The following is a 21,982-nucleotide window of genomic DNA, read 5'->3' as shown; positions in this document are numbered from 1 at the left end:
GGACGGCAGCACGCAGCGGACGGACAGCAGAGCAGACGGACAGCAGACGGCGAGAGGCGGGACACCCAGCCATGGCCACCAAGATCCTGATCGTGACCGGCGACGCGGCGGAATCGCTGGAAGTCATGTACCCGTACCAACGGCTCCTCGAGGAGGGGTACGAGGTGCACATCGCGGCCCCCAGCCGCAAGAAGCTCAGGTTCGTCGTCCACGACTTCGAGGAGGGCTTCGACACCTACACCGAGAAGCCCGGGTACACCTGGCCGGCCGACCTGTCCTTCGCGGACGTCGACCCCGGCGCGTACGCGGCCGTGGTCGTCCCCGGCGGACGCGCCCCGGAGTACCTGCGCAACGACCCGGAGCTGCGCAAGGTCCTCAAGGCCTTCTTCGACGCCGACAAGCCCGTCGCGCAGATCTGCCACGGCCCCCTGCTGACGGCCGCCGTCGGCGCCCTCAGCGGGCGCCGCGTCACCGCCTACCCGGCGCTGGAGATGGACATGGAGGCGGCCGGGGCGAGCTTCCAGGACTCCGAGGCCGTCGTCGACGGCGTCGTGGTCTCCTCGCGCGCCTGGCCGGACCACCCGGCGTGGATGCGCGAGTTCCTCACGGTGCTGCGCTCCAAGGCGCCGGTGACCTGACGGACGGCCGCCCGGGTCCCCGGCGGGGACCCGGGCGCGCGGCCGGGGCTGGGCTGGGCTGGGCTGGGCTGGGCTGGGGCTCAGTGAAGGCGCCGGCTCAGGCTCAGGCGACGAGCGCCTCGGCGGTCTCCACCGCCTGCTCCAGGCTGTCCACGACGGGCACCCCCGCGGTCTCCAGGCTGGCCCGGCTGTGCGAGCCGCCCGTGTAGAGCACCGCCATGGCCCCGACGTGCTTGGCGGCGACCGCGTCGTCGACGGCGTCGCCGATCACCACGATGCGGTCCGCCGCTATGCCCTCCATCGCGGCGACGTGCCGCGCCATCTGCTCGGACTTGCCGCTGTGGCTGCCCTCGGTACGGCCGTCCACCCGGAGGAAGTGGTGCTCGATGCCGTGCGTGCGCAGGATCGGTATCAGCTGATCGTGGGGCGCCAGGGAGCACAGCGACTGCGTCAGCCCCTCGTAGCGGCGCCGCGCCAGGATCTCCGCCGCCCCCTCGGCGAGGCCGCACGTACCGGCGAGGGTCCAGTAGTGGCGATGGAAGATGTCGTCCATCACCTCCCACTCCTCCTCGGTGGGCAGCCGGCCCATGAGCCGTTCGTAGAACAGGGGGACCGGCACGCAGTACAGCTCGCGGTAACGCTCCAGCGTGATCCGCGGCAGCCCGATCTCGGCGAAGGAGGCGTTGGTCGCCTCGATCACCGCGTCGATGTCATGGAGCAGCGTGCCGTTCCAGTCCCACACGAGATGCGCGTTCACACCCGAAACCGTACCCAGACCCCATGTCCTCAAGGCAAGTGCCCAGGTCAAATCCACTCGCGGCGTATTCGTACGGTCACCTCACGCAATGAGCGAGGGGATCTCCTGGGTGGCGTACCAGAGCAGCTCGTGGTCCTCGGCGCCGTCGACGGTGAAGCGGGCGTCGTCGTCGCCCGCGTCGGCCGCGCCGAGGGCGTCGGCGGCCGCCGTGACGTCCTGCTCGGCCTCGTCGGCGTCGGCGTGGACGGCGGCAGCCCTGGCCATCGGCACGGGCGCGGCCAGGCGCACCGCGCCCAGCGCGGAGGGGTCCAGGCCGCGGTCGGGGTCGAAGGAGACGGCGCCGTCGGCGACGTCCACCGCGACCACGACGCGCCGCCTGGGCGCGTCCGGGGTGGCCGCCAGCTGCCGCAGGGAGGCCTGGGCGGCGCGGGTGAGCGCGGCGTACTCCAGTTCCTCGATGTCGTCGGAGACGTACCACTCGCGCAGGCTCGGGGTGACGGCGAAGGCGTCCAGCGGGGCAGGGCCCAGCTCACCCGCCTTGTGCGCCTCGGCCAGGCCTGGGAGGGTCGTGGGGATGTAGACGCGCATGGCGTCAGCATACGGGCGCACCACCCCTGATAGGTGAATCCCGCACCGCCCCCCGGACATCGCGGGCCCCGCTTCCCGCAGCGGCGCCCGGCCCCTTAGAACCCGGTTACCAGTCGGTAGACCACGGGGGTCCACACCATGCCTGTCTTCACACCCATGCCCGCGTCCACGTCCGCACCCACACGGCACGTCACCGCCCTGCCACCGCACGTCTGGTTCGCCGGACGGCTGCTGGAGGTCCTCACCGGACGGCGGCCCATCACCAGCCTCGCCGGACGGATGGAGCCCGAGGCCTACGACCGGCTCTGGGACCTCGTGGGCGCCCGCGCCGACTGGCGCTACGTCTCCCGGGGCCACCTGCCGCGGCTGCTGGGGCCGCCGCGCGTCTGCCCCGTCCCGGACGGGACGGCCGTCGAGGCCAGCGCCGTCGTCCTGCTCACCCCGCACGTCGTGCGGGCCCTCGCCTTCCGCCTGGAGCGCGCCGGCCGCGAGGGCCCGGCACGCGCCGGAGGCGGCACCGGCACCGTCACGGGCACCGGATGGCGCTGCGCCGCCGTCGAGGCGCAGTGACCCGCGCCGGGGCAAAGGCCCGGGGCCGGACCCCCGCAGGAATCCGGCCCCGGAACGCGCGGAGGCTACTTCTTGCGGCGCCGGCCGCCCTTGGCCGCGCGGCGGCGCTCCGCCCGCGTCATGCCGTCCGACTCCGGGCCCGCGTCGCTCTCGAAGTCGCCCTCGACGACACCGCCCTCGCCGTCCACCGTGGGAGCGGAGAAGTGCAGCCGGTCGGCCCGCTTCGGGGCCTCCAGGCCCTTGGCCCGGATCTCCGGACGGGCGTCCTGCTTGACCAGCGTCGGAGCCGCGTCCTGCGGGGCACCGGCCTCCACCGGCACCTCCTCGACCTGCTGCTCGACCTGGACCTCCAGGTTGAACAGGTAGCCGACGGACTCCTCCTTGATGCCGTCCATCATGGCCTTGAACATGTCGTAGCCCTCGCGCTGGTACTCCACCAGCGGGTCGCGCTGCGCCATCGCCCGCAGGCCGATGCCCTCCTGCAGGTAGTCCATCTCGTACAGGTGCTCGCGCCACTTGCGGTCCAGCACCGACAGCACCACGCGCCGCTCCAGCTCGCGCATGATCTCCGAGCCGAGCTGCTGCTCACGCGCGTCGTACTGCTCGTGGATGTCGTCCTTGGCCATCTCCGCGATGAAGTCCGCGGTGATGCCCGCCCGGTCGCCCGCCGCGTCCTCCAGGTCCTCCACCGTCACCGTGACCGGGTAGAGCTGCTTGAAGGCGCCCCACAGCCGGTCCAGGTCCCAGTCCTCGGCGAAGCCCTCGGCCGTCTCGATCGCGATGTAGTCGTCGATCGTGTCGTCCATGAAGTGACGCACCTGCTCGTGCAGGTCCTCGCCCTCCAGGACGCGGCGGCGCTCGCCGTAGATGACCTCGCGCTGCCGGTTGAGCACCTCGTCGTACTTCAGGACGTTCTTGCGGATCTCGAAGTTCTGCTGCTCGACCTGCGACTGGGCGGAGGCGATGGCGCGGGTCACCATCTTGTTCTCGATCGGCACGTCGTCGGGCACGTTGGCCATCGCCATCACGCGCTCCACCATCTGCGCCTTGAACAGGCGCATCAGGTCGTCACCGAGGGAGAGGTAGAAGCGGGACTCGCCCGGGTCGCCCTGACGGCCGGAGCGGCCGCGCAGCTGGTTGTCGATGCGCCGCGACTCGTGGCGCTCGGTGCCCAGCACGTACAGGCCGCCGAGCTCCTTGACCTCCTCGAACTCGGTCCTGACCGCCGCCTCGGCACGCTCCAGCGCCTCCGGCAGGGCCGCCGCCCACTCCTCGACGTGCTCCACCGGGTCCAGGCCGCGCTGCCGCAGCTCCGCCTCGGCCAGGTCGTCCGGGTTGCCGCCGAGCTTGATGTCGGTACCACGGCCGGCCATGTTGGTGGCCACCGTGACGGCGCCCTTGCGGCCGGCCTGCGCGACGATCGACGCCTCACGCTCGTGCTGCTTGGCGTTGAGCACCTCGTGCGGCACACCGCGCTTGTTCAGCTGCTGCGACAGGTACTCGGACTTCTCGACCGAGGTGGTGCCGACCAGGACCGGCTGGCCCTTCTCGTGCTTCTCGACGATGTCGTCGACGACCGCCGCGAACTTCGCCTCCTCGGTGCGGTAGATCAGGTCCGCCCGGTCCTTGCGCTGCAGGTTGCGGTTGGTCGGGATCGGGACCACGCCGAGCTTGTAGATCTGGTGGAACTCCGCGGCCTCGGTCATCGCCGTACCGGTCATGCCCGAGAGCTTGGAGTACAGGCGGAAGAAGTTCTGGAGGGTGATCGTGGCGAGCGTCTGGTTCTCGTCCTTGATGTCCACCCCCTCCTTCGCCTCGATCGCCTGGTGCATGCCCTCGTTGTAGCGGCGGCCGGCCAGGATGCGGCCGGTGTGCTCGTCGACGATCATGACCTCGCCGTCCATGACGACGTAGTCCTTGTCCTTCTTGTAGAGCTCCTTGGCCTTGATGGCGTTGTTCAGGTAGCCCACCAGCGGGGTGTTCACCGACTCGTAGAGGTTGTCGATGCCCAGCCAGTCCTCGACCTTGGACACACCGGACTCGTGGATGGCGACGGTGCGCTTCTTCTCGTCGAAGTCGTAGTCACCGGTCTCCGCCTTGCCCATGGCGCCGGCCTCGCCCGGCTTCAGGCGGGTCACCAGCCTGGCGAAGTCCGAGTACCACTTCGTGGCCTGGTCCGCGGGGCCGGAGATGATCAGCGGCGTACGGGCCTCGTCGATCAGGATCGAGTCCACCTCGTCCACGATCGCGAAGTTGTGACCGCGCTGGACCAGTTCCTCCTGCGACCACGCCATGTTGTCGCGCAGGTAGTCGAAGCCGAACTCGTTGTTGGTGCCGTAGGTGATGTCACAGGCGTACTGCTCGCGGCGCTGCGCCGGGGTCATGTTCGCGAGGATGCAACCCACCTGCAGGCCCAGGAAGCGGTGCACCCGGCCCATCCACTCCGAGTCGCGCTCGGCGAGGTAGTCGTTGGTGGTGATCAGGTGCACGCCCTTGCCGGACAGCGCGTTCAGGTAGGCGGGCAGCGTGCCGACCAGGGTCTTGCCCTCGCCGGTGCGCATCTCGGCGACGTGGCCGAAGTGCAGCGCCGCACCACCCATGAGCTGGACGTCGTAGTGCCGCTGACCCAGGACGCGCTTGGCGGCCTCGCGGACGGTGGCGAACGCCTCGGGGAGCAGGTCGTCCAGGCTCTCGCCGTCGGCGTAGCGCTCCCTGTACTCGTCCGTGAGGGCCCTCAGCTCGGCGTCCGTCAGATTGACGAAGTCCTCTTCAATGGAATTGACCTGGTCCGCGATGCGGTGCAGCTTGCGCAGGATCTTGCCTTCGCCTGCACGCAGGATCTTGTTGAGGACGGACACGTAGGCTGGCTCCTTGCCGGTCGGGCCTGGCACGGTTTCGCGCGCTGGCACAGCAGGTCACACCCCGCTGCAACGGCCATCGTAAGCGAGGACACCAGCGGGCCGGGAGGTCCGTCACCAAGCCGGGCGGTTCTCCCCGCCGACCGCCGTCCCGATCCGGTCTTTTCCGGTCGAGACCGCACCCCTGCCTCGGGGATACTCCGACGCATGGAGCCGATAACCCTCACCACCGACCGCCTCGTCCTGCGCCCCTTCGGACCGGACGACGCCGAGGCCGTCCGCGTCGCCTGCCAGGACCCGGAGATCCCGCGCTGGACCCCGGTGCCGTCCCCGTACACCCAGGAGCACGCGCAGGAGTTCGTCACCCGGACCTGCCCCGACGGCTGGCGCGACGACACCGTCTACAACTTCGCCGTCACCACGCGCGACGAGGGACGCCTGGTGGGAGCCATGGGGCTGGTGCGGCTGGCCCAGCTCAACAGCGCGGAACGGCAGGCCGAACTCGGCTACTGGACCGCCAAGGAACAGCGCGGCCGCGGCCTCACCGCCGAAGCCGCCCGCGCCGTAGCCCGCTGGGCCTTCGAGGAGCTCGGCGTGGAACGCCTGGAGTGGTACGCCGAGGCGGGCAACGCCGGCTCCCGCGCGGTCGCCCTCAAGACGGGCTTCCGGATGGAGGGCACCATGCGCGCCAAGATCGTCCACCAGGGCACCCGGCGGGACGCGTGGATCGGCTCCCTGCTCCCCTCCGACCTCGGCCTGAGCGGCGGGGCCGCCTACCTCCCGCACCAGGGCGGGTGACCGCGGCGGCGGGCCCGGCCGCGGGCCCCCGGGACGGGCCCCGCGGCCAGGCCCGGACCGGATTGTCAGTGGCGCCTCCTAGGGTGGGCCCATGACGACGCCCGTGGCCCTCTCCGCCGACGACGCCCGCCGGACCGCCCTGCGCGCCCAGGGCTTCCTCGGCGCCCCCGACCGCCGCGGCGGCGTCCGCGGCGTCCTGCGGCGGCTGGGCGCGGTGCAGCTCGACACCATCTCCGTGCTCGCCCGCTCCCACGAGCTCATCCCGTACGCCCGCCTCGGCGCCGTCGGCCGCACCGCGGTCGAGGCCGCGTACTGGACCGAGAACCACGCCTTCGAGTACTGGTCGCACGCCGCCTGCATCCTCCCCGTCGAGGAATGGCCGCACTTCGCCTTCCGCCGCCGCGCCCGGCGGGCCCGCGGCCACCGCTGGCACGTGCTGCAGGACGCCGACCGCTCCACCGCCGCCGTCCTGGACCGGCTCAAGGCCGACGGCCCGCTGACCTCGACCGAACTCGGCGGCGCCAAGAACGGCGGCCCCTGGTGGGACTGGTCGGAGACGAAGATCGCGGTGGAGTGGCTGCTCGACACCGGCGAGGTCGTCTGCACCCAGCGGCGCGGCTGGAAACGCGTCTACGACCTCGCCGAGCGGGCGGTTCCCGACGCCCTCCTCCACGACGACATCGACGACGCCGAATGCCTGCGCCGCCTGGTCGCCCAGGCCGGCGCCGCGCTGGGCATCGCCACCCGGGCCGACCTCGCCGACTACCACCGGCTCAAGGCCGAACAGGTCGACTCGGTCATCACCGACACCGGGCTCGTCCCCGTCCAGGTCGAAGGCTGGGGCGGCAAGCCCGCCTGGGCCGACCCCACCGCCCTCGCCGAAGCCTCCCGCGGCGGCCGGCACCGCACGACCCTGCTCTCCCCCTTCGACTCCCTGATCTGGGACCGGCCCCGCACCGAGCGCATCTTCGGCTTCACCCACCGCCTGGAGGCGTACGTCCCCAAGCCCCAGCGCATACACGGCTACTTCGCGATGCCGCTGCTGGCCGGCGGCCGGCTGGTCGGCCGCGCCGACCCGGCCCGCGAGGGAAGCACCCTGATCGCCCGTCAGGTCTCGCTGGAGTCCGCACGCGCCGTCGAGCCCATGGCGCAGGCACTGCGCGAGGCCGCCACATGGGTCGGCTGCGACAGCGTCCGCGTCGAACGGCTCGACGACCCCAAGCTCGCCGCGGCCCTGGCCGAAGCCCTCTCCTGACCGGGCGGACTCAGCGGATCTCGAGGATCTTCTCCCGCATCGCGTACACCACCGCTTCCATCCGCGAGTGCAACTGCAGCTTCTCCAGGATGTTCCGCACGTGGTTCTTCACCGTGTTCTCGCTGATGAAGAGCTCCTTGGCGATGTCCCGGTTGTTCATGCCGGTGGCGACCAGCTTCAGCACCTCCAGCTCACGGTCCGTCAGCCGGGGGGCGGGCACGAGCCGGCGCTCGTCCGTGCGCTGGATCATCGACTTGAACTCGGTGAGCAGCTTCGACGCCATCGACGGACTGATCTGCGACTGCCCGTCCGCCACCGCGCGGATCGCGGTGGCCACCTCGTCGGTGGAGATCTCCTTGAGGAGGTAACCGGTCGCCCCGGCCTTGATGGCCTCGTAGAGGTCCGCCTCCTCGTCGCTCATCGTCAGCATGATGATCTTCGCGCTGGGAGCCACCTCCTTGATGGAGGTGCACGCCTCGATACCCCCCCGCCTCGGCATCCGCACGTCCATCAGCACGATGTCCGGCAGCAGGTCGGCGGCCTTCTCCATCGCCTCCGCGCCGTCCCCCGCCTCGCCGACGACCTGGATGTCCTCCTCCTGCGCGAGCACGATCTCCAGCCCCCGGCGGAACAAGGCGTGGTCGTCCACCACGAGCACCCTGATCGGCTCCTTGCGCGGCGCACCGGCGACGCCCGCCTCCCCCGCGGCGCCCGGACCGGGCTCCGCGCCAACGGCCGGCGCGGGCTCGAAGCTGTCCGCCATCGGTTCCTCCCCCTCGGGCCGGCGCCCGTGGTAGTCGCACTGTCCGTGCCAGGCCAACCGGGCGCTGCGGCCCGTGCATTGGCTGTCCGGCCATGATTCCATGCCCGAGCACGGCAGCGCCCCCAGGCGATGGTCGTTTTCCCGCCCGGGAGCGCCGCCCCTGACCCCTAGTTCACCGGCTGAGCGCTCCGCCCGCGCCGGCCGGCGCATCCTCGACGGAAGGGTCCGCCTTGAGGTGGATGACGCCGTAGTCGTAGCCGTGCCGCCGGTAGACGACACTCGGTTGTTCCGTGTCGGAGTCGATGAACAGGTAGAAGTCGTGCCCGATCAGTTCCATCTCGTAGAGGGCCTGGTCGAGCGTCATCGGTGCTGCCGCGTGCGTCTTCTCGCGAACCACCAGGGGTCCTTCACCCTGGACCTCGAGACAGCCGCCGATCTTGGTGGTGGGCACGCCTGTGGACGTCTCCCCGCCGGTCGGCGTGCCGTTGAACTCGGTCATGGCCAGTCCGGCCGTCGCCTCCGCCACGCTCATGGGTGTACGGCTGCCGCCGCGGTGCACCCGGCGCTTGTCGGCCGCCTTGCGCAGCCGCGCCTCAAGCTTGTTCGCCGCGACGTCGAGCGCCGCGTAGGGATCGGTCGCGGCGGCCTCGGCCCGGATCACCGGGCCACGGGTGCGCAGCGTGATCTCCACCCGGTCGGAACGGTCTGCCTGCCGGGGGTTCGGTTCCTTGGACACCTCGACCTCGAGGCTCATCACCTTGCCGTCGAGCTTCTGGATCTTCTCCAGCTTCTCGTTCACGTGCTTCCGGAACCGGTCGGGCACCTCGGTCTTGCGGCCCTTGACGACGATGTCCACGCAGAACTCCGTTCCCGGATCGCCTCGGTCTCACGGGACGATCCCTTGCGCTGAGGCCGGCGGGCACCAGGTCCCGCCCGGCGTCGACGTTCGTTGCCGCTCCGCGCGCTCGGAGGCTCCCGGGCTGCGAAGCCGCGACTCTCACCTCCTCCTCCCCCGCGAGACAGATATTCACCCACTGAACTATGGGTGAACCACATCCCGCGGTCCGTGAAACGGCGGCCCACAGCGGGCGCCGCCGCCCCTCACCACCGAACATAGACCCGCGGACCCGGGGTCGGCACCCCCAGAAGCGCTATACCTCCCTTCGGGTGAAATGCCCCATGTGCGACCTGCGAGATCCGCTCTGACCTTCGGATCCCGCTTCCCGTTCGGCCACCTGTTCGGCCGTCCGGCCGGCCGTCTGCCCGGCCCGTGGCAGGGGTCCCGCCCACCCCGGCCTTCCGCGTCGGGGCCGCCCGGGGCACCTAACCTTCCCCGCCTCCCGGAGCGCCCGACGCGCCCGGATCACCCGCAGCGCCCGCAGCGCCCGCCGGGTGGCGTAGCGGCGCCGGGCCGCCGACCACGGCCGCGGCCAGGACCCGGCCCCCGGCGTCCTCGACCGCCTGGGCCGCAGAGGCGAGCGAGGCGCCCGTGGTCATCAGGTCGTCCACGAGCACCACGGGCACGGTCCCCAGGAGGCGGCCGGCACCGCGCACGGCCGTCAGGGCGCCGGAGAGGTTCGCGGGCCGGTCGCGGGCGCCGAGGCCCGACTGGTCGGCCACCGCACGCCGCTGCCGCAGCACCGCGGCCACCCGGACGGACAGCCCGTCGCGCCGCAGGTCCGCGGCGGCGGCGAGGGCGAGGCGGCGGGTCGCGTCATGGCCGCGGACCGCGACGGCCCGGCGGGAGGAGGGGACGGGGACGAGGAGGAGCGGGGGGAGTGCGGGGGTGAGGGCGAGGGCGCCTTCCGGGTGCCGCGTCTCAGGGGCCCCTCCCCCACCCCCTCCCCGCACCGCGGCGTAGACCGCACCTGCCAGGGCCTCGCCCAGCGGGCGGGCCAGCCCCAGCGCGCCGCGCTCCTTGTGTGCCAGCAGCACCGCGCGCGGCTGGTCGGCGTAGACGGTCGCCGCCCACACGGCGGGCAGCCCATCGGGCGGCGCGTCCGGCCAGACCTGCCGGGCGCCTGGCTCGTGCAGCGCTGCGCCGCACTCGTCGCACAGCACGGTCCGCGGCGCCCCGCACCCCGCGCACTCGGCCGGCAGCAGCAGCCCCGAGATCTCCCGCCACCATGACCGCATCCCACGGGCCCCCCACAGGCTCCGCCGTCCCCCGCGCCCCTGCCGCCCCCGTGCTGCCCGTGCTCCCCGCATGAGTCAACGATCCCGGGAAAGGGCGATGTCCACCAGGTCCGTCCCCAGCCTGTGGATAACTTCCGCCGCCGCACGATCACCGCGCGATCACCACTCGACGCAGACGCCCGAGGAGGGCGCCCCGGCCGGTCAGCCCGGGTAGACGGGCGAGCTGGCCTTGGGCGCGACTTCCTTCCAGTTGGAGTCGGGCTGTAGCCGGAAGACCCCGCCGTCGAGCTCCGCGAGCAGCGGCTTGTCCTGGCGCTCCGAGGCCGCGACCGACGTCACGCCGCTGATGCCCGGCAGGCTCGGCGTGGACGCGCCCGAGCCGTCCGCGTCCACGTACTGGATCTGCGGCACTCCCCCGGCCTCGCGTCCCACGACGACCACCCGGCTGACCCCGGCCCAGGACGCCGCCTTGACGTCTTCGAGCTGCGGCGCGACGCTGCGCAGCTCCGCCACCGTGATCCGCGGGTCGTCGGCGGTCCCGGTGCGCTCGATCCGTCCGAGCCGCAGTGTGGTGTGGCCGCCGTCACGGACCAGCAGGGCGATGCGCACGCCGTCGGCCGCGACCCGTAGCGATTCGATGCGCCCGTCGCCGAGTTCCGGCACGGCGACGGGCACGGGGGTGCCGGCGCCGTCGCGCAGCATCAGCAGTTGCGGCTGCTTCGGGTTGCGGTCGGCGATCCAGAGGTCGCCGTAGCCGTCCCAGCTGGGCGTGGTGAGGCGGTTCTTCGGGTCGGTGGCCTGGCTGCGCAGGACGACGGGGCCGAGCTGGGCGTCGGCGCTCAGCCCGGTCACGTAGAGGCTCGCCCCGTCCTCGCTGAGGGCGGCGGCGTACTGCTCGTCGCGCCGCACGGCGGCGGAGCCCATCTTGAACGGGCCGGTGCCGAGGGGGCCCGCCACTGCGGTGGGCTGGGTGTCCGCGCCGCTGAGGCTGACGAGGTGGTGGTCCGCGTCGATGAAGTACTGCTCCCGGCTTTCCCCCACGAGCTTGCCCGGGGCGTACGCTCCGGCGTCGTCGCGCCGGAGCGAGCACAGGCTGCGGCCGTCCGGGCCCTGGAGTTCGACCGAGGGCACGGGTGTGGAGGACATGCCCTGGACGGTCTCGATCAGCTGGGCGGCCATCCGTTCGCACCGGGCACCGTCGCCACCGGGGGACCGGTTGAGCGTCACCGTCACGCGCTGGGAGTCCTCGATCTCGACCTTGGTGGCCCGGATGCCCGTGGGGAACGCCGAGACGACGACCGGTTCCAGCCAGTCGGTGGGTCCGGCGAGCAGGGCGTTGACGGTGGTGCTGAGCGCGTTGATGCGCTTGCGCAGGTAGATCGGGTCGGCGACGAGGGCGTTCCGGCCGGCGGCGGCCTCCTCGGGGCCCGGCCCGGGGGAGGCGAAGTAGAAGGTGTCGACGGAGCGGTAGAAGCGCTGGAAGTCGGCCTCGCTGAGCACCAGGCCGTCACCGACGCCGGCGATGCGCCATTCGCCCTTCTCCTTGGTCAGGCGTATGCCGGTGCTGAAGGAGCCGTCCTCGGCGCGGTAGGCGTGCCGTCCGTCGACGGTGGCGACCCTGTCGCCGGTGAGGGTGATCTGGGTGCTGCCGCCGTCCTTGCCGTCGGCTATCGCGCCGGGTTCCTGCACCTGGGAGGGTCCGCCGGCGAGGATGGTGATCCCGGACTCGGGTTTCCAGCGCTTGGCCTGGTCCTTGGTCATGTAGAGCTTGGCGGTGGCGTAGTCGGCCTCGTCGCTCGTGGTGGCTTCGAGGAAGCCGTTGACGATGTCGCGGGGGTTCTCGCCGCCTTGCGGTTTGACGCCGAAGACCCGGACCTGGGCGTCGGTGTCGGCGTGCTTCTCGCCGCCGCCGACTTTGTGCACCTCACCGCTGCTGGGCATGGAGGCGCAGCCCGTGAGCAGCACCAGTCCGCACAGGAGCACGCCCGCAGCGGCCGGCCTCGGAAGGCCGCCCCCCTTCGCACGCATCAGTCCTCGTCCTCCCGCGCCTGGTCTGCTGTCGTCGTGGGGTGGGTGACCGTCCCGCTGCCCGCGCGGTGCCCGACGACCCGTGCGCCGTTGCCGGGCAGGGCCGCGGGGTCGGCGGCCGGGGGACGTGGTGGGCTGAGCGGCATCGAGGGGATGGCGGGCGCGGCGAAGCGCGGTGCCGGGAAGCCGTGGTGCGCGGAGGCCGGGGACGCGGCGGCGTCCAGCGCGGTGGCACCTGCGGGCATGCCGCGGTGGGAGAGCGCGGAGGCGAGGTCGCGGTTGCGGCGGGAGTCCTCGGGTTCGAGGGCGATCGGTGATCCGCGCAGGCTGTCGGCGCCGGTACGGGGCAGGGTCAGCCGGAACTGGGAGCCGCCGCCGGGCTCGCCCCAGGCCTGGAGCCAGCCGCCGTGCAGGCGGGCGTCCTCCAAGGCGATGGACAGGCCGAGGCCGGTGCCGCCGGTGGTGCGGGCGCGGGCGGGGTCGGCGCGCCAGAAGCGGTTGAAGACGCGGGTGGCCTCGCCGGGCTTGAGGCCGACGCCGTAGTCGCGCACGGCGACGGCGACGGCGCCTCCGGCGGAGGCCATGCGGACGTGGACGTCCTGGCCCTCGCCGTGTTCGACGGCGTTGACGACGAGGTTGCGCAGGACGCGTTCGACGCGGCGGGCGTCGGCCTCGACGGTGACGGGCTGCTCGTCCCCGAGGACGACGATGCGGCTGCCCTTGCGCTCGGCGAGCGGTTCGGCGCCGTCCACGACGCGCCGCACGACGTCGCGCAGGTCGACGGGTTCGGCCTCCAGGGCGGCGGCGCCGGCGTCGAAGCGGCTGATCTCCAGGAGGTCGGAGAGCATCGACTCGAAGCGGTCGAGCTGGTTCTGCAGCAGCTCGGCGGAGCGCGCGGTGGCGGGGTCGAAGTCCTCGCGTGCCTCGTGGATGACGTCGGCGGCCATGCGGACGGTGGTCAGCGGGGTGCGCAGCTCGTGGGAGACGTCCGAGACGAAGCGGCGCTGCATCCGGGACAGGTCTTCCAACTGCTGGATCTTGACCTGGAGGGTCTGCGCCATCTTGTTGAAGGATTCTCCCAGGCGGGCGATGTCGTCCTCGCCGGTGACCTTCATGCGTTCCTGGAGGTGTCCGGCGGCGAGCCGCTCGGAGATCCGGGCGGCCATGCGGACGGGCGTCACGACCTGCCGGACGACGAGCCAGGCGATGGCGCCGAGCAGCACGACGACGAAGATCCCGGCGGTGGCCAGGGTGCCCTTGACCAGGCCGAGGGTCTTCTCCTCCTGGTCGAAGGGGAAGAGGTAGTACAGCTGGAAGGGGTTGCCGTTGGGGTCGCTGAGGCGCTGGCCGACGATGAGGGCGGGCTCGCCGTCGGGCTCGCTGTCGCTCTTCATCGAGATGTAGCGCTCGAAGACGTCGGACCGCTCGTCGAGGGCCTGACGCAGGTCCGCGGGCACGCTCTCCTCGGGCCAGACGCCGCCGGAGCCGCGGGGTGCGTGGGTGCCGGGGCTGTCCGCCTTGGCGCTGTAGGTGTCCGAGCTGAGGGCGACGACGGAGTAGACGCCCTGGCCGCTGCTGGCGAGTCCGTCGACGAGGTCGTTGAGCCAGGTCGCGGTGTCGGGGCTGTGCTGGCTGTCGGTTCCGGCGCCGCCGGTGTCGGGGGCGCTGCGGGCCGTCTCCTTGGCGACGGCGAAGCCGCCGACGGCCTGGCTCTGGGCGGTCTGCCGCTTGGCGTCGAGCAGTCCGTTCTTGACCTGCCCGATGACGACGATGCCGAGGAGCAGGACGACGCCGAGGGACATCAGCAGGGTGGTGGCGACCACGCGCAGCTGGATGTTGCGGCGCCAGAGCCGGGCGGCGGGCTGGAGGGGCCGCCGGGCCCAGCGCACGAACGAGCGGAGCACCGGCAGCAGACCCGTCAGGGGGTCCGCGTGCCGGCTCTCCATCCGCTCACGCTCGTACGCGGTGGCCACGTCAGCCCGGTCCGGCCTTGTAGCCGACGCCGCGGACGGTCACCACGATCTCGGGGCGCTCGGGGTCCCGCTCGACCTTGGAGCGCAGCCGCTGGACGTGCACGTTGACCAGGCGGGTGTCGGCGGCGTGCCGGTAGCCCCAGACCTGCTCGAGTAGCACTTCGCGGGTGAAGACCTGCCAGGGCTTGCGGGCGAGCGCGACCAGCAGGTCGAACTCGAGGGGGGTCAGCGCGATGGGCTGGCCGTCCCGCTTGACCGAGTGGCCGGCCACGTCGATGACCAGGTCACCGATGGTGAGCTGCTCCGGCGTGGGCTCTTCGGCCCTGCGCAGCCGGGCCCGCACGCGGGCGACGAGCTCCTTGGGCTTGAACGGCTTGATGACGTAGTCGTCGGCCCCGGACTCCAGGCCCACGACGACGTCGACCGTGTCGCTCTTCGCGGTGAGCATGACGATGGGGACCCCGGACTCGGCCCGGATCTGGCGGCATACGTCGATGCCGTCCCGTCCGGGGAGCATGAGGTCGAGGAGGACCAGATCAGGCTTGGTCTCACGGAATGCGGCGAGGGCCTTGTCACCGTCGGCCACGAACGACGGCTCAAAACCTTCTCCGCGCAGCACGATGCCAAGCATCTCTGCCAGTGCGGTGTCGTCGTCGACGACCAGGACGCGTCCCTTCATAGCGACCATCATCCCATTACCTGATCGTGACCTGGAGCACGAGACGGGCACAAAGCTGCCAGGGCATCGGGTGTGACCGGCGAAACCACGCCGTTTTCGGTGACTATTGCCGTTATCAGACCTGCGGGTGTGATGTCGAACGCAGGGTTGTACGCCTGGGTGCCGAGGGGTGCCACCGGGTTTCCGGCCGATTCGGTCACCTCGTGCCCGGGGCGCTGCTCGATCTCGATGGACGGGCCGTCGGCGGTGCCCTGGTCGACGGTGGTGGTGGGGGCGACGACGATGAAGGGCACGTTGTGGTACCGGGCGAGCACGGCGAGTGGGTAGCTGCCGACCTTGTTGGCGACGGAGCCGTCCGCGGCGATGCGGTCGGCGCCGATGAGGACGGCGTGCACGTTGCCGGCGGCGAAGAGTGAGCCTGCGGCGTTGTCGGTGAGCAGGGTGTACGCCATGCCGGAGCGGGCGGCCTCGTAGGCGGTGAGGCGGGCGCCCTGGAGCAGGGGGCGGGTCTCGTCGACCCACAGGCGGCGCAGCTGGCCCTGGCGGTGGGCGGCGAGTGCGACGGCGAACGCGGTGCCCTCGCCGCCGGAGACGAGGGCACCGGTGTTGCAGTGGGTGAGGATTTGGTAGCCGCCGCCGGGGAGGAGCTCGGCGAGCAGCTGGAGGCCGTGGCGGGCCATGGCGGCGCTGGCCTCCTTGTCCTCGGCGTGCAGGCTGCGGGCCTCGGCCAGGGCCGCCGCGGCGGCGCGTTCGGGGTCGCCCCCGGCGGTGCCGGTGAGGGCGGCCCGGTAGGCGGCCAGGGCCCGCCGGACGCCGTAGGCCAGGTTGACGGCGGTGGGCCGGGCGTGGGCGAGGGATTCGGCGGCCTCGTCCACGTCGTAGCCGCGGACGGCGGCGAGGGCGATGCCGTACGCGCCGGCTATGCCGAGCAGCGGGGCGCCGCGCACGGCGAGGCCGCGGATGGCCTCGACAAGGGCGGGGACGTCGGTGCAGACCAGCTCCACTTCCTCGGCGGGCAGCCGGGTCTGGTCGAGGAGGACGACGACGGGGCCCTCCGGCGGCTCCTCCCAGCGCAGCGCCGGGAGGGGCTCGTCAGGGTTGCCCTTGGAATCATTGGCCAGAGTTACCACGTACTGATCACCCATCTGCTCAGTCTGCCGTGAACGGCAGCACGTTTTGAACGGTTGCGGCACTCCGCATCCGCAGGTACAAGCCCGCTTCGCCCATGGCACGATGGCCACCGTCCCGCCGTTGGACGAGTAGGTAGCGCAGTAGCGAAGGAGCGACGATGAACGACTCTCCGGGCTGGGCCTCGCCCGGATCCTCCCCCTCCGGCGAACCGGGCCGCACCGACGGCCCCGGTGCGCCGCAGGACGCTGCGCCGCAGAACTGGTCCGAGCAGCAGCCGCCCGCGGGCCAGTGGAAGACCGCAGGCGGCTGGGGCGCCCCGCCTCCGCCCAGCGGCCCGGTGTGGGGCAGCCCCGCGCCCTCCGGCTGGCAGCAGCCGCACTGGGGTGCCCCGCCGTCCCCCAAGCCCGGTGTCATCCCGCTGCGTCCGCTGGGCGTCGGCGAGATCCTCGACGGCGCGGTTTCCACGATGCGCGCGCACTGGCGCACCGTGCTCACCATCTCCTTCGCGGTCTCGCTGCTGACCCAGGGCGCCATGCTGCTGCTCCAGGGGTTCATGCTCGACGACAGCGAGACGCTCAACTCCCTGGAAGGCCGTACCGACCCCTCGTTCAGCGACGTCATGAACGCCGTCGGCGGCACGCTGGCCGCCGGGGGGCTCGCCCTGGTCACCACCCTCCTCGGAACGGTGATCGCCACGGCGATGCTCACCATGGTCGTCAGCCGGGCCGTCCTCGGCCGCGAGGTGACCCTGGCCGAGGCGTGGTCCGATGCCCGCCGCCAGCTGCCGCGCCTGTTCGGGCTGACGCTGCTGCTCACCCTGATCGGCGCCGGGATCATGGCCGTCGGCATCGTCCCCGGGATCCTCGTCGCGGCCGGCGGCGCCACGGGCGCTGGTGTCGGCCTGGCCCTCCTCGGCGGCGTGGTCGCCCTCGGCGTGATCGTCTGGCTGATGATCCGCTTCAGCCTCTCCTCACCCGCTCTCATGCTGGAGAAGCAGGGTGTCCTGAAGTCCATGGCCCGGTCGGCCAAGCTGGTCCGCGGGTCGTGGTGGCGCATTCTGGGCATCCAGTTGCTCACCATGATCCTCGTCTACATCGTCTCGTCGATCATCCAGATTCCCTTCGTGCTGGCGGGCATCTTCACCGGAAGCGACGGCCTGTCGTCCTTCGCGTCGGGCGACCAGGCGAACCTCGGCTGGACGTACCTGATCGTCATCGGGATCGGCGCCGTCATCGGATCCACCATCACCTTCCCCATCAACGCCGGCGTTACCGCCCTGCTCTACATGGATCAGCGGATCCGTCGCGAGGCCCTCGACATCGAACTGGCCCGCGCCGCGGGTGTCCCCGGCTATGCCGACGCCCTCGGCGGGAGCGGCGCACCCGGCAACAGCTCAGCCACCGGGGGCTGATGCCGGTGTCGGGGGAGGACGTACCGGTCACCATTCCCCGCGGCCCCGCCCGAGAGGCCGCCGAGGACGAGCTGTCCAAGGGCATCTACCACCGCGACGACCCGAGCCTGTTCGAACGCGCCCTGAACTGGCTCTGGGAGAAGGTCTCCCACCTGATGGAAGCCGCCTCCGGGGTCACCCCCGGAGGCACCGTCGGCGTGGTGGCGATCATCGTCGTGGTCGTGCTGCTGGTCGTCGCCCTGCGCCTGCGGCTCGGCAGGCTGCGCGCGCAACCCACCACCGGCACCGGGCTGTTCGCCGACGCCCCCCGGACCGCAGCCGAGCACCGGGCCGCCGCCGAGGAACACGCGCACCACGGCCGGTGGAGCGAGGCCGTCCAGGAACGGATGCGCGCGATCGTGCGCTCCCTGGAGGAACGGGCCCTGCTCGACCCGCGCCCCGGCCGGACCGCGGACGAGGCGGCCGCCGAGGCGGGCCGTCCCCTCCCCGGCCACGCCGCCCGCCTCGCGGACGCCGCCCGCACCTTCGACGACGTCACCTACGGGGACCGCCCGGGCACCCCTGTCGCCTACGCGGCCCTGCGCGTACTCGATATCGAAATACAGAGCACCAAGCCCCGGTTGGCCGACAGCGGCGCGGCCGCCGGAGGTTCCCGCCCGTGACCGACACCCTGTCTCCGCCACAGGCAGCCACCCCGGCCACCACGTCGGCCTCCCCGACCGCGGGCCAGCTGTGGACGCGCTCGCGCACCCTGCTCGTGGCGTTCCTCGTCCTGATCGTCTTCGGCATCCTGTACGCCGCCGCGCGCTCCGGTGAGAACCATGACGCACTCGACCCCCGTTCTCCCGACCCGTCCGGCAGCCGGGCCGTCGCTCAACTCCTCCACGACCAAGGTGTGACCACCACGGTCGTCACCACCACCGACGAGGCCCTGGCCGCCGCCGGACCTGACACCACCGTCCTCGTCACCGTGCCCGACCTGTTGACGAAGCGTCAGCAGGACGTGGTACATGGCGCGATGGAGCGCGCGGGCGGCCGTGTCGTCCTCCTCTCCCCCAGCGAGCCCTCCATCGGACGGCTCGCCCCGGGCGTCCGCTACACGGGGCCCGTCCCCGTCCACGTCCTCGAGCCCGGGTGCGACCTGGCCGCCGCCCGCACCGCCGGCTCCGCCGAAATGGGCGGCAGCGGGTATGCGACGTCCTCGCGGGGCGCCGACCACTGCTACCCCGATGCCCGGGGCGACTTCACCCTGCTGCGGCTGCCCGCGGCCAACGGCGGCGACACCGTCGTCCTCGGTACCCACACCCTCCTGCAGAACGAGAACCTCGCCGAGCAGGGCAACGCCTCGCTCGCCATGCAGATCCTCGGCGCCCACCCGAAGCTCGTCTGGTACCTCCCCTCGCTCACCGACGCCTCCGCCTTCGGCGGCGGACAGCAAAGCTTCCTCGACCTCATCCCCGACGGCTGGAACTGGGCAGTCCTGCAGTTGTTCATCGCCGCCGCCTTCGCGGCCCTCTGGCGCGCCCACCGCCTCGGGCCCGTCGTCGCCGAGCGGCTGCCCGCCACCGTCCGCGCGGCGGAGGCCACCGAGGGACGTGCCCGCCTCTACCGCCACGGCCGTGCCCGTGGCCGGGCCGCGGAGGTGCTGCGCACCGCCGCACGCGACCGGCTGGCCCCGCTGGTCGGCATCCCTCCGTCCCAGGCCCACGACCCGGCCGCCCTGGCCACCGCGGTGGCCGCCCGGCTCGACGACCCCTCCGTCGACCCGCACAGCCTGCTCCACGGTCCGCCTCCCCCCGATGACGCGGCCCTGCTGCGTCTCGCCGACGACCTCGACGCACTGGAACGCCGCGTCCTTCTCAACGAGAGGAAAGCAACCCCGTGAGCGCCGCCCCGACCGCCGACAGCGCCCGTGCCTCCCTGGAGGCCCTGCGCACCGAAATCGCCAAGGCCGTCGTCGGCCAGGACCCGGCCGTCACCGGCCTGGTCGTGGCCCTGCTCTGCCGGGGTCACGTCCTCCTGGAAGGCGTGCCCGGAGTCGCCAAGACCCTCCTCGTGCGCGCCCTGGCTGCTTCCCTCCAACTGGAGACCAAGCGGGTCCAGTTCACCCCCGACCTGATGCCCGGCGACATCACCGGCTCCCTCGTCTACGACGCCCGCACAGCCGAGTTCTCCTTCCAGGCAGGCCCTGTCTTCACCAACCTGCTGCTCGCCGACGAGATCAACCGCACCCCGCCCAAGACCCAGGCATCCCTCCTGGAGGCCATGGAGGAGCGCCAGGTCTCCGTCGACGGCATCCCCAGGCCGCTACCCGAACCGTTCCTCGTCGCCGCGACGCAGAACCCCGTCGAGTACGAGGGCACCTACCCGCTCCCCGAGGCCCAGCTGGACCGCTTCCTCTTGAAGTTGATCCTCCCGCTGCCGTCCCGCGAGACCGAGATCGACGTGCTCACCCGCCACGCCGACGGCTTCAACCCCCGGGACCTGGACTCCGCCGGTTTGCGGCCGGTCGCCGGCCCCGCCGACCTCGACGCCGCCCGGGACGCCGTCGCCAAGACGTCGGTCTCCGCCGACATCACGGCCTACATCGTCGATATCTGCCGAGCCACCCGTGAATCCCCCTCTCTGACGCTCGGTGTCTCCCCCCGGGGAGCCACCGCCCTGCTCGCCACCGCCCGCGCCTGGGCCTGGCTCACCGGCCGCGACTACGTCATCCCCGACGACGTCAAGGCCCTCGCCCTCCCCACGCTCCGGCACCGCATCCAGCTGCGGCCCGAAGCCGAGATGGAAGGCACCACACCCGACTCGGTCATCACCTCGGTCCTCGCCCGCGTCCCCGTACCGCGCTGAGACGGGCGACGACCGACCATGGCACTCACCGGACGCACCGCCCTGCTGGCCGCCCTCGGCGCCCTCGCCGTCGGTCTGCTGCTCCCCGGCTGGAGCGGCATCCTGCTCGTCGAAGGCATCCTTCTGTTCGGAATTCTGTGCGACCTTGCGCTCGCCGCGCCAGTACGAAAGCTCCATTTCACCCGATCCGGTGACACATCAGTTCGACTCGGCGAAACGGCGGAGGTCGTGCTCACCGTGACCAACCCCAGCCGGCGCCCGCTGCGCGCCGATCTCCGCGACGCCTGGCCGCCCAGCAGCTGGTACCCGGGTACCGAGGTGGCCGCGTCGCGTCACCGGCTGATCATCCCGTCAGCCGAACGCCGCCGCGTCACCACCACCCTGCACCCCACCCGCCGCGGCGACCGGCACCCCGAACGCGTCACCGTCCGCTCCTACGGACCCCTCGGCCTGGCCGCCCGGCAGGGTTCCCACCGTGTCCCCTGGACGGTCCGGGTCCTCCCGCCCTTCCACAGCCGCAAACACCTGCCGTCGCGCCTGGCCCGCCTCCGAGAGCTCGACGGACGCACCTCCGCGCTCATCCGGGGCCAGGGCACCGAGTTCGACTCGCTCCGCGAGTACATCCCAGGCGACGACACCCGCTCCATCGACTGGCGGGCCACCGCACGCCGGGCCACCGTCGCCGTCCGCACCTGGCGCCCCGAACGCGACCGCCACATCCTCATCGTCCTCGACACCGGCCGCACAGCCGCCGGCCGCGTCGGCGACGCCCCTCGGCTCGACGCCGCCATGGACGCCGCCCTGCTGCTCGCCGTCCTCGCGGGCCGTGCCGGCGACCGCGTCGACCTGCTGGCCTACGACCGCCGCGTACGTGCCTCCGTCCAGGGCCGTGCGGCCCGGGACATGCTCCCCGCCCTGGTCAACGCCATGGCACCGCTCGAGGCAGAACTCGTCGAATCCGACGCCCGCGGTCTGGTCGCCACGGTCCTCCAACGAGCCACACAGCGCTCGCTCGTCGTGTTCCTCACCGGACTCGACGCCGCCCCGATGGAAGAGGGCCTGCTGCCCGTCCTTCCCCAGCTCACCCACCGCCACGAGGTCCTCATCGCCTCCGTGGCGGACCCCCGCATCGAAGAGATGGCGCAGGGCCGTCACAGCGTCGACGCCGTGTACGCGGCTGCGGCCGCCGAACAGGCACGAGCTGAACGCCGCCGCGTCGCCCAGCGCCTTTCCCGGCACAACATCACCGTCGTCGACGCCCCGCCCTCCGACATCGCACCGGCGCTGGCGGACGCCTACCTCGCCCTCAAGGCCGCCGGCCGACTGTAGGAGACGAAGACGAAGGGCTCTGTAGGCAGGAGGGAACAGCTGCCCCCTCCTGCCTACGGCCGGCTCTGCGTATTGCGGGACAACGCAGAAAAGCCCCAGCCCCCGAGTCGAAACTCAGGGGCTGGGGCTCAAAATTTGTTCGGCGGCGTCCTACTCTCCCACAGGGTCCCCCCTGCAGTACCATCGGCGCTGAAAGGCTTAGCTTCCGGGTTCGGAAT

19 protein-coding genes and 1 rRNA gene are annotated in these 21,982 nt (G+C 72.1%); 9 read left to right on the top strand and 11 right to left on the bottom strand.

The genetic code is table 11. The features are described from left to right. The first annotated feature begins 71 nt into the window (after positions 1–71). On the top strand, positions 72–638 hold the full coding sequence (locus ABZ312_RS31165) for a DJ-1/PfpI family protein (RefSeq protein WP_499512138.1): 567 nt from the start codon (positions 72–74) through the stop codon (positions 636–638). 103 nt (positions 639–741) lie between these two features. On the opposite strand, the gene ABZ312_RS31160 is transcribed toward ABZ312_RS31165, so the two are convergent. Beyond that, complete coding sequence (locus ABZ312_RS31160; protein ID WP_500439227.1) at positions 742–1,395, bottom strand: HAD family hydrolase; 654 nt, start codon at positions 1,393–1,395, stop codon at positions 742–744. Between the two features lie 81 nt (positions 1,396–1,476). Continuing rightward, on the bottom strand, positions 1,477–1,983 hold the full coding sequence (locus tag ABZ312_RS31155; RefSeq protein ID WP_499512140.1) for a DUF6912 family protein: 507 nt from the start codon (positions 1,981–1,983) through the stop codon (positions 1,477–1,479). A 156-nt stretch (positions 1,984–2,139) separates the two neighbouring features. On the opposite strand from ABZ312_RS31155, the gene ABZ312_RS31150 reads away from it, so the two are divergent. Beyond that, positions 2,140–2,553, top strand: a complete 414-nt coding sequence (locus ABZ312_RS31150) for an Rv3235 family protein (protein WP_500330113.1) — start codon at positions 2,140–2,142, stop codon at positions 2,551–2,553. A 65-nt stretch (positions 2,554–2,618) separates the two neighbouring features. Here the strand turns inward: ABZ312_RS31150 and secA are convergent, their stop codons facing one another. Further along, on the bottom strand, positions 2,619–5,411 hold the full coding sequence (secA, locus tag ABZ312_RS31145; protein ID WP_500330115.1) for a preprotein translocase subunit SecA: 2,793 nt from the start codon (positions 5,409–5,411) through the stop codon (positions 2,619–2,621). 207 nt (positions 5,412–5,618) lie between these two features. On the opposite strand from secA, the gene ABZ312_RS31140 reads away from it, so the two are divergent. Next, entirely contained in the window at positions 5,619–6,209 is a 591-nt protein-coding gene (locus ABZ312_RS31140) for a GNAT family N-acetyltransferase (protein ID WP_500330116.1), read from the top strand. A gap of 91 nt (positions 6,210–6,300) precedes the next feature. Continuing rightward, a complete protein-coding gene (locus ABZ312_RS31135; protein ID WP_500359192.1) occupies positions 6,301–7,464 on the top strand; it encodes a winged helix-turn-helix domain-containing protein in 1,164 nt (387 codons plus the stop codon). Positions 7,465–7,474: 10 nt separating this feature from the next. Here ABZ312_RS31135 and ABZ312_RS31130 read toward each other — a convergent pair whose 3' ends face one another. From ABZ312_RS31130 to mtnA, 7 genes are all read right to left on the bottom strand, one after another. Then, positions 7,475–8,227, bottom strand: a complete 753-nt coding sequence (locus tag ABZ312_RS31130) for a response regulator (RefSeq protein ID WP_500330119.1) — start codon at positions 8,225–8,227, stop codon at positions 7,475–7,477. Positions 8,228–8,399: 172 nt separating this feature from the next. Further along, positions 8,400–9,083: a ribosome hibernation-promoting factor, HPF/YfiA family gene (gene hpf, locus ABZ312_RS31125; protein ID WP_500330120.1), complete on the bottom strand. Its 684-nt coding sequence runs from the start codon at positions 9,081–9,083 to the stop codon at positions 8,400–8,402. Between the two features lie 467 nt (positions 9,084–9,550). Next, positions 9,551–10,363 (bottom strand): ComF family protein, encoded by an 813-nt coding sequence (locus ABZ312_RS31120; RefSeq protein ID WP_500330121.1) that lies wholly within the window; start codon positions 10,361–10,363, stop codon positions 9,551–9,553. 201 nt (positions 10,364–10,564) lie between these two features. Then, positions 10,565–12,391 (bottom strand): LpqB family beta-propeller domain-containing protein, encoded by a 1,827-nt coding sequence (locus tag ABZ312_RS31115; RefSeq protein ID WP_500439226.1) that lies wholly within the window; start codon positions 12,389–12,391, stop codon positions 10,565–10,567. After that, positions 12,391–14,337 carry an MtrAB system histidine kinase MtrB gene (mtrB, locus tag ABZ312_RS31110; RefSeq protein ID WP_500330140.1) on the bottom strand — a complete coding sequence of 649 codons (1,947 nt, stop codon included), beginning with the start codon at positions 14,335–14,337 and terminating at the stop codon, positions 12,391–12,393. The genes ABZ312_RS31115 and mtrB overlap by 1 nt, the downstream gene beginning before the upstream one ends. Before the next feature lie 28 nt (positions 14,338–14,365). Beyond that, positions 14,366–15,055: a two-component system response regulator MtrA gene (gene mtrA / locus ABZ312_RS31105; RefSeq protein ID WP_078620260.1), complete on the bottom strand. Its 690-nt coding sequence runs from the start codon at positions 15,053–15,055 to the stop codon at positions 14,366–14,368. Then, positions 15,052–16,188 (bottom strand): S-methyl-5-thioribose-1-phosphate isomerase, encoded by a 1,137-nt coding sequence (mtnA, locus tag ABZ312_RS31100; RefSeq protein ID WP_500330124.1) that lies wholly within the window; start codon positions 16,186–16,188, stop codon positions 15,052–15,054. The genes mtrA and mtnA overlap by 4 nt, the downstream gene beginning before the upstream one ends. 143 nt (positions 16,189–16,331) lie before the next feature. Here mtnA and ABZ312_RS31095 point away from each other — a divergent pair, with 143 nt between their 5' ends. From ABZ312_RS31095 to ABZ312_RS31075, 5 genes are read left to right on the top strand one after another with little or no spacing between them, the layout of a single operon-like run. Then, on the top strand, positions 16,332–17,585 hold the full coding sequence (locus tag ABZ312_RS31095; RefSeq protein WP_500439225.1) for a proline-rich domain-containing protein: 1,254 nt from the start codon (positions 16,332–16,334) through the stop codon (positions 17,583–17,585). Next, positions 17,585–18,247, top strand: a complete 663-nt coding sequence (locus ABZ312_RS31090) for a DUF4129 domain-containing protein (protein WP_500330128.1) — start codon at positions 17,585–17,587, stop codon at positions 18,245–18,247. Before ABZ312_RS31095 ends, ABZ312_RS31090 begins: the two co-directional genes overlap by 1 nt. After that, positions 18,244–19,470, top strand: coding sequence for a DUF4350 domain-containing protein (locus ABZ312_RS31085; RefSeq protein WP_500330130.1), 1,227 nt, complete (start codon positions 18,244–18,246; stop codon positions 19,468–19,470). Before ABZ312_RS31090 ends, ABZ312_RS31085 begins: the two co-directional genes overlap by 4 nt. Further along, the gene (locus ABZ312_RS31080) at positions 19,467–20,435 is read left to right on the top strand and encodes an AAA family ATPase (RefSeq protein WP_500330132.1); all 969 of its coding nucleotides are present in this window, start codon (positions 19,467–19,469) and stop codon (positions 20,433–20,435) included. The genes ABZ312_RS31085 and ABZ312_RS31080 overlap by 4 nt, the downstream gene beginning before the upstream one ends. A gap of 18 nt (positions 20,436–20,453) precedes the next feature. After that, complete coding sequence (locus ABZ312_RS31075) at positions 20,454–21,764, top strand: DUF58 domain-containing protein (protein ID WP_500439224.1); 1,311 nt, start codon at positions 20,454–20,456, stop codon at positions 21,762–21,764. Between the two features lie 137 nt (positions 21,765–21,901). Here the strand turns inward: ABZ312_RS31075 and rrf are convergent. Beyond that, positions 21,902–21,982: ribosomal RNA gene (gene rrf / locus ABZ312_RS31070) — 5S ribosomal RNA — on the bottom strand; the annotation flags it as partial.

It is taken from the genome of Streptomyces sp. NPDC006207 (assembly GCF_040613835.1).
Taxonomy (GTDB): Bacteria; Actinomycetota; Actinomycetes; order Streptomycetales; family Streptomycetaceae; genus Actinacidiphila.
The sequence above is the reverse complement of the archived record's forward strand: the minus strand, read 5'-3'. Positions and strand labels throughout refer to the sequence as shown.